The organism is Arthrobacter sp. zg-Y750 (assembly GCF_020907365.1).
GTDB lineage: Bacteria > Actinomycetota > Actinomycetes > Actinomycetales > Micrococcaceae > Arthrobacter_B.
Genome location: NZ_JAJJOC010000014.1, coordinates 69694 through 81546 on the forward strand (window position 1 = coordinate 69694; position 11853 = coordinate 81546).

11 protein-coding genes and 1 rRNA gene are annotated in these 11853 nt (G+C 66.8%); 1 reads left to right on the plus strand and 11 read right to left on the minus strand.

Annotation, left to right across the window (positions count from 1 at the left end; genetic code table 11):
* Positions 1 to 30: 30 nt before the first annotated feature.
* The 10 genes from LOC57_RS10790 to LOC57_RS10835 all read right to left on the minus strand — a co-directional run bounded on the left by LOC57_RS10790 (position 31) and on the right by LOC57_RS10835 (position 10117).
* Entirely contained in the window at positions 31 to 531 is a 501-nt protein-coding gene (locus LOC57_RS10790) for an 8-oxo-dGTP diphosphatase (RefSeq protein ID WP_229959657.1), read from the minus strand.
* Positions 531 to 1472 (minus strand): site-specific tyrosine recombinase XerD, encoded by a 942-nt coding sequence (gene xerD / locus LOC57_RS10795; protein WP_227910853.1) that lies wholly within the window; start codon positions 1470 to 1472, stop codon positions 531 to 533. Before xerD ends, LOC57_RS10790 begins: the two co-directional genes overlap by 1 nt.
* 328 nt (positions 1473 to 1800) lie before the next feature.
* On the minus strand, positions 1801 to 2469 hold the full coding sequence (locus LOC57_RS10800) for an NUDIX domain-containing protein (protein ID WP_229959659.1): 669 nt from the start codon (positions 2467 to 2469) through the stop codon (positions 1801 to 1803).
* Positions 2470 to 2473: 4 nt separating this feature from the next.
* Positions 2474 to 4168, minus strand: coding sequence for a CTP synthase (locus LOC57_RS10805; RefSeq protein ID WP_283996589.1), 1695 nt, complete (start codon positions 4166 to 4168; stop codon positions 2474 to 2476).
* A 63-nt stretch (positions 4169 to 4231) separates the two neighbouring features.
* A complete protein-coding gene (recN, locus tag LOC57_RS10810; RefSeq protein WP_229959662.1) occupies positions 4232 to 5953 on the minus strand; it encodes a DNA repair protein RecN in 1722 nt (573 codons plus the stop codon).
* Complete coding sequence (locus LOC57_RS10815; protein ID WP_229959664.1) at positions 5950 to 6984, minus strand: NAD kinase; 1035 nt, start codon at positions 6982 to 6984, stop codon at positions 5950 to 5952. Before LOC57_RS10815 ends, recN begins: the two co-directional genes overlap by 4 nt.
* A gap of 53 nt (positions 6985 to 7037) precedes the next feature.
* Positions 7038 to 7904, minus strand: a complete 867-nt coding sequence (locus tag LOC57_RS10820) for a TlyA family RNA methyltransferase (RefSeq protein WP_229959666.1) — start codon at positions 7902 to 7904, stop codon at positions 7038 to 7040.
* A gap of 1 nt (position 7905) precedes the next feature.
* A complete protein-coding gene (locus LOC57_RS10825) occupies positions 7906 to 8133 on the minus strand; it encodes a hypothetical protein (RefSeq protein ID WP_227910790.1) in 228 nt (75 codons plus the stop codon).
* Between the two features lie 90 nt (positions 8134 to 8223).
* Positions 8224 to 9225, minus strand: a complete 1002-nt coding sequence (locus LOC57_RS10830; RefSeq protein WP_229959668.1) for an HAD-IIA family hydrolase — start codon at positions 9223 to 9225, stop codon at positions 8224 to 8226.
* Positions 9215 to 10117, minus strand: a complete 903-nt coding sequence (locus LOC57_RS10835; protein WP_229959670.1) for a hypothetical protein — start codon at positions 10115 to 10117, stop codon at positions 9215 to 9217. The genes LOC57_RS10830 and LOC57_RS10835 overlap by 11 nt, the downstream gene beginning before the upstream one ends.
* Here LOC57_RS10835 and LOC57_RS10840 point away from each other — a divergent pair.
* Positions 10058 to 11215, plus strand: a complete 1158-nt coding sequence (locus LOC57_RS10840) for a hypothetical protein (RefSeq protein WP_229959672.1) — start codon at positions 10058 to 10060, stop codon at positions 11213 to 11215. The genes LOC57_RS10835 and LOC57_RS10840 overlap by 60 nt on opposite strands.
* A gap of 298 nt (positions 11216 to 11513) precedes the next feature.
* Here LOC57_RS10840 and rrf read toward each other — a convergent pair.
* A 5S ribosomal RNA gene (rrf, locus tag LOC57_RS10845) occupies positions 11514 to 11630 on the minus strand.
* Positions 11631 to 11853 lie beyond the last annotated feature (223 nt).

An 11853-nucleotide genomic window follows, 5' to 3' on the forward strand; every position in this document is an offset into this window, starting at 1 on the left:
ACCGGGAGCACGGTCCTTGGGTTTGGGAGGTTAGGAAAAGACGATGCTTGCCACGTTGACGTTGTCGTCGGCGATGGTGACAACGGCATCGAAGTATTCGCCGGACAGCAGGCGGGGCATCCAGTGCGCCGAGTCCGGCCACATGCTGGCGTAGGGCATCTCCCCGGGGGAATACCAGGCGGGAAGGATTTCGGAGGTCTCCACCGGTTCCCCCTCCCAATGGTGCGCCCGGAACAGGACCGTGGACATGTCCAAGACCGGCTGTGCGGGGAATATCCATTCGATGGTGCCTGCACGCTGCAGGTCTGCTTCCTGCACTGCTACGCCGGATTCTTCCTGGACCTCGCGGACGGCCGCCTGTTCCGGGGTCTCCCCTGCTTCAATATGCCCGCCGAGCGTGACCACGCGGCCGAGGCCGAAGCCGGTCTTCTTCAGTCCCATCAGCACCTGGGTACCGCCCCGGGTATCCCGGAAGAGGAAGCACAGGACCACCGGGGAAGCCCGGAAGGACCATCCGGCGGCGGAATCCATCAGAGCGCCCGGGGGTGTGCCGCCGCGTAAACCTCGCGCAGGGTTTCGGCGGTGACGAGGGTGTAGACCTGCGTGGTGGTCACCGAGGCGTGGCCGAGCAGCTCCTGGACCACACGCACGTCGGCTCCACCTTCAAGCAGGTGGGTGGCAAAGGAGTGGCGCAGTGTGTGCGGGGAAACGTCGCGGCCGATATTGGCTTTTTCGGCGGCGTTTTTGAGGATGGTCCAGGCGCTCTGCCGGGACAGCCGGCCGCCGCGCGCGTTCAGGAACAGCGCAGGGGTCCCCTTGCCCTTGGCCGATGCCGCCGGGCGGCCGCGGACCAGGTAGTCGTCCAGCGCGCGTGCGGCATAGGAACCCAGCGGAACCAGGCGCTCCTTGGAGCCCTTGCCGAACAGCCGCACCACGTCCGGGCCCTTGGCCGGAATGCGTTCCAGGGACAGGTCATCCACGTCCAACCCCACGGCCTCGCTGATGCGCGCGCCGGTGGAATACAGGAATTCCAGCAGGGCACGGTCGCGCAGGCCTGAAGGGGTATCCAGCGAGACGGCCTCGAGGATGCGGGTCACTTCGCTGACGCTGATGGCCTTGGGCAGGCGCTTGCCGGCCATGGGCGGGTGGACGTCCGACGCCGGGTCGGCGGTGGTCATGCCCTCCAGCGCCCAGAAGCGGTGCAGGCCGCGCACCGCTACCACGGTCCGGGCTGCCGAACGCAGGCTCAGCGCGGAGGCGCCGTCGGAGCCTTCCGAGATGGACTGGGCGAAGGCTGTGACGTCGTGCCGGGTGATGCGGGAAATGTCCTCCACTCCCCTGGCGCTCAGGAAACGTGCGTAGCGGAGCAGGTCGCGGCGGTAGGCATCCAAGGTGTTCACGGCCAGGCCGCGTTCCACGGCCATGTGCTGCAGGTAGCTGCCGATGGCACGGCCGGCAGGGGTGGACCGCAGCTCCTCGGCAGCCGAGCGGGCCGTGGCGGCACGCGAACGTGCGGGTGCCTTCTGGGCCGCTGGAGACTTGGCTGCTGTCTTGGGCGCTGCCCTGGGCACCGGCGGAGACGCGGGCTCAACCGCGGGCGCAGGCGCCGACGACGACCGGCGGGCGTCCGGCCCGCCGGTCCGGTCCAGCTCAGCCAGATCCGCGTCCCGCAGCCGGCGGGCCTCTTCGGACTCCAGATCCAGCTTCAGGGTGGGGTTGAGGGACCCGTTGAGGTTGATGGCTATGGTGTCGTTGCTGTTGTGCGCGGAAGCGTCAGCGCTGGGCATGGCGTGGTCCCGGCTAGCGCACCGGGCCGTTGGCCCAGGTGGAATGCTGCGAGTGGTGCTCGGGCCACGGTGCATTGGCCGGGCGGAGACCGCGGAAACCGTTGCCGCGGGCCACTGCGGCAGCCAGGACGGCAGCTACCGCGGACGGGCTGTGCATCCGTCCCTGCAGGGCCGCTTCCACGGCGACGTCCAGATCCACCCACTCCACCGTGATTTCGGCTTCTTCATGGGTGCGGATGTGGCGCTCCGCTTCGGGCACCTCGGAAATGCCCCGCGCCAGGTAGATGCGCAGGGCTTCCCGGGAGGAACCCGGTGAGAGGAACAGGTCGGTCAGGACCTGCCATTCGGCGGCCACCAGGTCGGCTTCCTCTGCGAGCTCGCGGGCGGCGCCGACTTGGAAGTCTTCACCCTCCACATCCAGCAGGCCGGCCGGAATTTCCCACAGGGTCATCCGCACCGGGTGCCGGTACTGGTTGATCAGGAGCACCTGCCCGGCGTCGTTCATGGCCAGGATGGCCACGGCGCCGGGGTGGGTGATGTAGTCACGGACGAGGGGCTCGCCGCCGTCGGTCAGGGTGAATTTCTCCTTGACCACGTCCCAAACCGGACCGCTGTACACCGTTTCGGATGCCAGCAGCGGGCGTGGGCTTTGTTCGTCTGCGAACCCCTCTGTCCGTGCCATGGGGCTAGGCCTTGCCGCTCTGGTGTGCCAGGGCAGCCTTGACGAGTCCGGCGAAGAGCGGGTGCGGACGCGTCGGGCGGGAGCTGAGCTCCGGGTGTGCCTGCGTGGACACGTAGTACGGGTGAACGTCGGCGGGAAGCTCGACGAACTCCACCAGGCCGCCGTCAGTGGTGGTTCCGGAGAACACCAGGCCGGCGTCGGCAATCTGGTCGCGGTACTGGTTGTTGACCTCATAGCGGTGGCGGTGGCGCTCGGCCACCTCCGTCTTGCCGTAGGTCTTGGCAACCACGGACTCCGGCTCCAGCTTGGCGTCCCAGAGACCCAGGCGCATGGTGCCGCCCATGTCGCCGCCGCCGTCAACAATGGCCTTCTGCTCGGCCATGGTGGCGATGACCGGGTACTGGGTGTCCGGTTCGAACTCGGAGGATGAAGCACCTTCGAGGCCCACTACGTTGCGGGCGTACTCGATGACCATGCACTGCAGGCCAAGGCACAGGCCCAGCGTCGGGAGCTTGTTTTCCCGGGCGTAGGTCAGGGCGCCGAGCTTGCCTTCAAGGCCGCGGATGCCGAAGCCGCCGGGCACGCAGATGGCGTCCGCGCCGGCCAGGGCCTTCGCTGCACCTTCGGGGGTGTCGCAGTCATCGGAGGGAACCCAGCGGATGTTGACCTTCGCCTTGTTCGCGAAGCCGCCGGCACGCAGCGCTTCGGTCACGGACAGGTAGGCGTCCGGCAAGTCCACGTACTTGCCCACCAGGGCGATGTCCACGTGGTGCTTGGGGTTGTGCACGGACTCGAGCAGGCGGTCCCACTTGGTCCAGTTGACGTCCTTGAACTTCAGGTCCAGGTGCTGGACGATGTACGCGTCCAGGCCCTGGGAGTGAAGGGTCTTGGGGATGTCGTAGATGCTCGGGGCGTCCGGGCAGCCGATGACCGCGTCAACGTCGACGTCGCACATGCGGCCGATCTTGTTGCGCATGGCGTCGGGCACCGGGCGGTCCGAGCGGATCACGATGGCGTCCGGCTGGATGCCGATGGAGCGCAGCGCGGCCACGGAGTGCTGGGTCGGCTTGGTCTTCAGTTCCTGGGAGGGGCCGATGTACGGCACGAGGGAGACGTGCAGGAAGAAGACGTTGCTGCGGCCGATGTCCTGGCGGACCTGGCGTGCCGCTTCGAGGAACGGCTGGGACTCGATATCGCCTACCGTGCCGCCGATTTCGGTGATGATGACGTCGGGGGTCTTCTTCGCCTCGGAGGGCAGGCGCATCCGGCGCTTGATCTCGTCGGTGATGTGCGGAATGACCTGGACCGTGTCACCGAGGTATTCGCCCCGGCGCTCCTTGGCAATAACCGTGGAGTACACCTGTCCGGTGGTTACGTTGGCGGAACCGTCGAGGCTCTCGTCAAGGAACCGCTCGTAGTGTCCGATGTCGAGGTCGGTCTCCGCGCCGTCGTCGGTCACGAAGACTTCGCCGTGCTGGAAGGGGTTCATTGTGCCCGGATCCACGTTCAGATACGGATCGAGCTTCTGCATGGTCACCGCTATGCCGCGCGACCTCAACAGATGGCCGAGACTTGACGCTGTCAGTCCCTTACCGAGTGAGGACGCCACGCCACCGGTGACGAAGATGTGTTTGGTCGTAGAAGACGACTTGGGAAACCTGGAATTTGATCGCTGCACCACGGAGTTCGAGCCTATCACCTTTTATTGATTCGAGTAGAACCTGCACTGGATCCGCCGGAGACTCGGGTCTCCGGCGGACGGTTATTGGAGATGTCCCGCTGCTTCCAGCAGTTCCTCGGCGTGGGCGCGTGCCGTTGCCGAATCCTCCTGGCCGGCCAGCATCCGTGCAAGTTCCTTGATCCGTTCCTCGTGGCCGAGCACGCGGACGTCGCTGGCGGTGACGCCCGTGCCGTCGTCGGCCGCAGTGGAGGTCTTGATCACACGGATGTGATGGTCGGCGAAGGCTGCCACCTGCGGGAGGTGGGTCACCACGATCACCTGCACGTGCCGGGCGAGCATGGCCAGCCGGCGGCCGATTTCGACGGCGGCCTTGCCGCCGACGCCGGCATCCACTTCGTCGAAAATGAAGGTGGGCACCGGGTCCACGGCGGCGAGCACCACTTCGATAGCCAGCATAACGCGGGACAGTTCACCGCCGGACGCGCCCTTGCCCAGCGGGCGGGCAGGCGCACCGGGGTGCGGCGCCAGCAGGAAGGCAATGGTGTCAGCGCCGTGCGGACCGGGCTCGCCGGCGGGCTCCACCTCGATGACCAGGTTGGCGTCCTTCATGGCCAGGGCCGTCAGCTCGTCACTGACCCGCTGTGCCAGTTCCGCGGCCGCTTCGGTCCGCAGCTTGGTCAGGGCCGCTCCCCTGCTCTCCAGCGCCTCGCCCAGGGCAGTGATCTCCGCTTCCAGGGCTTCGATGCGCGTGTCATCGGAGCTGAGCTCGGCAAGCCGTTTGGCGCTTTCACCGCTCCACTGAAGCACGCCGTCGATGGACGGAGCGTACTTGCGGACCAGCCCGGCCAGCTCAGCGCGGCGGGCCTCCACTTCGGCCAGCCGTCCCGGACCCTCGGAGTCAAGGGAGGCACCGTAACTGGCCAGCTCGGTGGCGATGTCCGCGAGGATGTAACCCACCTCGGCCAACCGCGTGCCGGCATCGGCCAGCGCCGGGTCATGTTCGCCGGCGGATTCCAGTTGGCGTTTGGCGGCGTCCACCAGTGAGGTCGCGTCGCCGCCGTCGGCGAAATCGTCGGCAATCAGGGCCGCGTGGGCTCCCACCGCTGCGGTCCGCAGCTCTTCGAGGTTGCTCAGGCGCATCGCCTCGGCCTTCAGGGACTCGTCCTCCCCCGGCTGCGGGTCCACGGCTTCGATTTCTTCCAGTGCTGCGGTGAGGTATTCGGCCTCGCGCAGACGGTCCCGTGCCTGGTCCCGCAGTTCGGCCAGTTCCTTGGCGGCGGCGCGCCAGCGGGCGTAGTCCTCACGGTAGGCGCCCAGCTCCGCAGCCAGCGGCGCTCCCGCATATTTATCCAGCGCCTCGCGCTGCGCGGCGGCGCTCTTGAGGCGCAGCTGGTCCGTCTGCCCGTGCACCACCACCAGGTGTTCGCCCACCTCGGCCAGGACACCCACCGGAGCAGACCGGCCGCCCACGTGGGCACGGCTGCGGCCGTCGGCATTAACGGTGCGTACCAGCGTCAGTTCAGCGGCGCCGTCGTACTCCTCGAGTTCGGCTCCCGCTTCGGCGGCGCGCACTGCGGCGGCGCTATGCGGGTCGACATGGACCAGCGCCTCGGCGACGGCGGACTTGGCCCCGATGCGCACGGCACCGGCGTCGGACCGGGCGCCAAGGAGCAGCCCCAGGGCGGTGATCACCATGGTCTTGCCGGCGCCGGTTTCACCGGTCACCACGGTAAAGCCCGGACCGAGGTCCAAAGTGGCGTCGGTGATGACGCCGAGGTCCCTGATGCGGATTTCCTCAATCATTCGACCACGCCTCCATTGTCCGAAGCTGCTTTGTCCAAAGCTGCACTGTCCGACGCGGCCCTGGTTTCCCCGACCCGAGCCTCCGCGACCCGGGCCGCGGGGCTCAACTGGGTGCCCGGGACCGGGCCGGACACCGGCCCGCGCCAGCCGGTGGTGGGTAGCTGGAATTTCCGGACCAACCGTTCCGAGAAGGGCGTTTTGTGGGTGCGGGCCAGCCGTACCGGGGTGGCCGACCGGGTGACCTCGACCCGGGAGCCCGGAGGCAGGTCCACGCTGCGCCGCCCGTCGCACCACAGCACCCCGGAGGCGTCCGTGCGGGTGAGGATTTCCACCGCCAGGACGGATGTGGGCGCCACTACGAGGGGCTTGGCAAACAGGGCGTGGGCGCTGATGGGGGCCAGGAGCAGGGCTTCGACCTCCGGCCAGACGACGGGGCCGCCGGCGGAAAAGGCGTAGGCCGTGGAACCGGTGGGGGTTGCCATCACCACACCGTCGCATCCGAAGGAGCTGATGGGGCGGCCGTCGACCTCCATGACCACTTCAAGCATCCGCTGCCGGTCTGCTTTCTCCACCGCTGCCTCGTTCAATGCCCAGGTGTGGGCAATCAGCTTGTTGCTGTGCCAGACCTTAACGTCGATGGTCATCCGCTCTTCGACGGTGTAGGCGCGTTCCACCACCCAGTGCACGGTTTGGGCGAGGTCCGCGCGTTCGCTTTCGGCCAGGAAACCCACGTGGCCCAGGTTGACGCCCAGCAAGGGCACGGTTGTTCCGCGGACCAGTTCAGCGGCCCGCAGGATGGTTCCGTCCCCGCCCAGGACCATGCCCAGGTCCACATTTTCCAGTGCCACGTCCTCGTCCAGGATTTCGGTGGGCGCCGTGAGCACCCCGTATTCAGCTTGGATGTCTTCGAGGTCGCAGCGGCGCATTACCGGCACGAGGCCGGAGGAATGAAGCTGGGTGCAGGTTTCCTGGGCAGCAGTCATGGCGTCCCGCCGTCCCGTGTGGGCCAGGACCAGTATCCGTCTGCTCATCTGCGTCTTCATCCTTTTCCGTCTACGGGCAATGTGTACGGCACGCCCACCCGTCAGTCTTCTACGGCCGGTTCGTGCTCCGCAAACCGGTCGAATCCGGCGAACGCTTCCCCAACCAGCCGGGCGGCTGCTTCCTCCGCCTGCTGCGGATCCTGCCCGTTCTCCTTGCCCCGGTCCTTCCGCTGTGCCGGTACCTGCAGCCACATAAAGAACTCCACGTTGCCGTTCTGTCCCGGCAGCGGGCTGGGAGCGATACCGGCTATCTGCAGTCCTGCGGCCAAGGCTGCGGCGGCAACTGCCGTCACGGCCAGGCGGTGCTGCCCCGGATCAGTAACGACGCCGGTACGGTCCAGCCTCTCACGGCCCACCTCAAACTGCGGCTTCACCATCAGCAGCAGGCTGCCCCCGGGGCGTGTGGCTCCGGCAAGGGCGTCCACCACCATGGTCAGCGAGATAAAGGACAGGTCGGCAACAGTCAGGTCAACGGTGCCGCCAATATGCTCAGGGTCCAGGTACCGCACGTTCATGCCCTCATAGACGCTGACGCGCGGATCCTGCCGCAGCGGTTCCACCAGCTGACCGTGTCCCACGTCCACCGCGGCTACGTGCGCGGCGCCTGAGCGCAGCAGGACGTCGGTGAATCCGCCGGTGGAAGCACCGGCGTCCAGGCACCGCAGCCCCTGCGGCTGTACGGCGGGGAAGGCGGCCAGGGCGCCGGCCAGTTTGTGGCCGGCGCGGCTGACGTAATCCGGCAGGCCGTCGTCGAGCACTTCAAGGGACTCAGAAGCGTCCACCGGCGTTGACGCTTTGGCCGCAGGCTGGCCGCCGCGCAGGACGCGGCCGGCGGCAATCAGCTTGGCAGCCTGGGTGCGGGAGCGGGCCAGCCCGCGGGTCACCAGTTCCTGGTCGAGCCTGGACATCCTAGCGGCCTGCCCGGGGGCCGCCCGGCATAGGGGCACCGGACGCTGCTGCCACATCCGGTTCAGTGTTCAGTTCTGCCAGCAGCCCGTCATGCAGGGCGGCGTAGGCAGCCGCCTGTCCGGACACCGGCTCTCCGGCGAGAGCGGAAAGTCCCTCCAGCAGGGCATCCACAGCGGGGTCCCCCGTTGCTGCCGGAGAATCCGGCCACGCGGGATGGGAATCGGGCATCTGTGGTCCTCCTGGAAATGGCTATTGAGGCGGTGTGTTCAGGCGGTGTGTTGAGGCAGTCCCGTAACGGGCGAAGCGTCTGACGGAAGCTTATCCGCGCCCGGTGACAGTCCAGCGAATCTCGGGGGTTGAAGCCGTTGCAACATCCGGCCGGGCCGCCCACCAGGCGGCGCAGGCGGCCCGCCAGCTGTCCAGATCCGAGGAATCGCCGTCGATCACCAGGACGTTGTCCTCCACCCAGGCAGCAGCGTTCCCGCAGCGGTAGCGGGCGCCGTCGGCGGTCGTCTCCGGATAGGGCGCAAAAAAAGCTTCCAGGTTGCTGATGAGGTACACCGGGCGTTCGGGAGTGCGGGCCGCCAGCGCAGTCAGGGGTGTATCCACCCCGGTGAGGACCAGGGCGGTGTCGAAGCCGGCATTGGTGCCGCCCAGGATGTCCGTGTCCAGGCGGTCCCCCACCACCAGCGGGCGGTGGACGCCCAGGTGGCGGGCCGCCGTCGTAAACAGCGGTGCCTCCGGCTTGCCGGCCACAAACGGAACTTTGCCGGTGGCGGCGCCGACGGCGGCCACGAGGGTGCCGTTGCCGGGCGCAATACCGCGGGCCTGGGGAATGGACAGATCAGTGTTGGTGGCCACCCAGACCGCGCCCCGGCCGACGGCGAACGCCGCCTCGGCCAGGTCCTTCCAGCCCAGGGACGGATCAAATCCCTGGATGACGGCATCGGGCTGGTTATCAGCCGACCTGACCACGGTGAGCCCCTGCGCTTCGACGGCGGCAGCCAGCGTGGCGCTGCCGGTCACCAGGACTCTGGCTCCGGGTGCCACCTTCTCGGCCAGCAGTTCAGCGCCGGCCTGCGCGGATCCGAAAACAGTTTCCGCCGTTGCGGGCGCACCGAGCTCGCGCAGGTGCGCTGCAACCGTTTCCGAGGAGCGTGAGGCGTTGTTGGTGACGTAGGCAAGCTGTACGGATACATCCGCCAGCCGTCCCAGTGCCTCCACGGCTCCGGGTATGGCATGCGGACCGGCGTAAACCACGCCGTCCAGATCGGAAAAGACCGCGTCATACCCGGAGACCAGGGAGGTATCAGTCGTCAAGGTGCTGGTGCTCCGTCTCGTCGGCGTCTTCGCGGGCGGTTTCCTCATCGTCGTCGTCGCCGAGGTCCAGGTCCTTCACGGTGACCTCGACGTCGTCGGCATCATCGATGTCGCCGGCCTCGGTGAGCAGGGCTTCCTGCTCGTCGCCGGGCAGTGCATCCGCGTCTGCGTCCACCACCGAGTTGTCCTTGGAAACCGGTGCTTCAGCCTCGAAATAGGCACCTGAGCGGTCCTCGCGGGGCTCGGAGCGGCGGTCCTTGCGCTCTTCCTCTTCAGGGACGAGGTCGAAGATCTCCGGCTCGGCGAAATCGCCCAGACCGAGGGCACTGTCGGCACGAAGGGCCTGCTTGCGCCACTGTTCGGCTTCGTCGTTGCGGCCGACCAGTTCCAGCGCGTCTGCGTAGGCACGGAACAGGCGCGGGCTGTAGGAGAACGCACGGTTGCGGTCCAGCTGCGGGATTTCCAGGGCCGTGACGGCGGCTTCGAACTGTTCCATGTCCATGCGCGCACCGGAGGCCACGATGGCCAGCTCCACCTGACCGGCGACGTCCAGGTCCTTGGCGTCCTCGGAACGGACCAGGTCCAGTGCCCTTTCCGGGTGACCCAATCCGCGTTCGCAGTCGGCCATCATCGGCAGGTAGGCGTTGGAGCCGCTGATCCGGCGGTACGTCCGGAACTCACGCAGTGCTTCGCCGAAGTGTTCGGCGGCATAAGCGGTGAGGCCCACTGCCTCGCGGACTACGGCCATGCGCCCGCCGCGGCGACTGGCTGCCAGGGCGTGCTGGAAAGCCAGTTCCGGCTCGTCGTCGATCAAGCGCCCGGCCATCACCAGGTGCTTGGAGACCCACTCGCCGTTGACCTCTTCGAGGTTGCGCAGCTGGGCACGGGTCACCTTATCCAGTTCCTGGCCGGTAACGTCCTCGTCGATTTCCGGGGACCGCTCACGGTCGGGACGGTTGGCGCTGCGCAGGTCCTTCGCATTGCGGGGCCGCGGCGCTGCCGGGGTCTCGTCGCGGCTGAAGGACGGGCGCTCCGAGCGCTCTGCCGGGCGGTCGCCACGGGGCGGACGGCTGTCACGCTGCGGACGATCATCACGAGAGAACGGCTTACGCTCACCGAACTGCTTGCGCTCACCGAACTGCTTGCGCTCACCGTCACGGGGCGGACGGCTGTCACGCTGCGGACGATCATCACGAGAGAACGGCTTACGGCCGGCGGAAGCACCGCGGTCACCGAAGGAGCGACGCTCCCCATCACGCTGGGGACGATCATCACGAGAGAACGGCTTACGCTCACCGAACTGCTTGCGCTCCCCATCACGGGCAGGACGGTCATCACGGCTAAACGGCTTACGCTCACCATCACGGGCAGGACGGCTGTCACGCTGCGGACGATCATCACGCGAGAACGGCTTACGCTCACCGAACTGCTTGCGCTCCCCATCACGGGCAGGACGCTCGTCACGGCTAAACGGCTTACGCTCACCATCACGGGCCGGACGATCATCACGCTGCGGACGATCATCACGCGAGAACGGCTTACGACCAGCGGAAGCACCGCGGTCACCGAAGGAGCGACGCTCCCCATCACGGGCCGGACGCTCGTCACGGCTAAACGGCTTACGCTCACCGAACTGCTTGCGCTCACCGTCACGGGCAGGACGGCTGTCACGCTGCGGACGATCATCACGCGAGAACGGCTTACGACCAGCGGAAGCACCGCGGTCACCGAAGGAGCGACGCTCACCATCACGGGCCGGACGGTCATCACGGCTAAACGGCTTACGCTCACCATCACGGGCAGGACGGCTGTCACGCTGCGGACGATCATCACGAGAGAACGGCTTACGCTCGTTCGAACCGCTGCGCTGGCCGGCAGGCTTGCGGTCTTCCCAGCGTTTGGGGGCATTACGGTCATTCGTGGCGGGGCGGCCCTGGGAATCCCGGCGCGGTGCGCCGCTACGATCCTGGTCCCTGTTGTTCTGCTCTGACATGCTGGCTAGTTCCTCTCGTCGTGAGCCGACCAACGGAATTTACTGCAGTCGCTCGTCACTATGTACCTGTAATGGAGATGTAAAAGTTATGGGAGGCGTTCAACGCCTCAGCTAATTCTAGTGCAGGCAGGCCCCACCTACCGATTCACAGGCGTGTATGCACGGCCGGATCAGGGTGACCCTCGCCACCCCGGGCCTGCCGGCTGGCAGTTTGGATCAATCGTCTAGTTAAAGTTTGGCGGGTTAAACAGGTGAGGCCCGTACCAACACTGGTACGGGCCTCACCCCACAATTTGTCCGGCGGTGACCTACTCTCCCACACCCTCCCGGATGCAGTACCATCGGCGCTGTGGGTCTTAGCTTCCGGGTTCGGAATGGGACCGGGCGTTTCCCCCACGCTATGACCGCCGTAACCCTTCCACCCGCACCACACACCCAAAAACAGTGTGCGTGGGGAAAACAATGGTCACGAACATCAAAAAATCAGACGTAAGTAATATTCAGTTATTGTTCCCTGGGGAACAACCCATCACGGGTTGTTGTCCGGGAACCACATAGTGGACGCAAGCAGCATGATCACAACACCCTCTACATTGGGAAACCGTTTGAAGTCGTGTTTCCCCAGGTGTTGATGT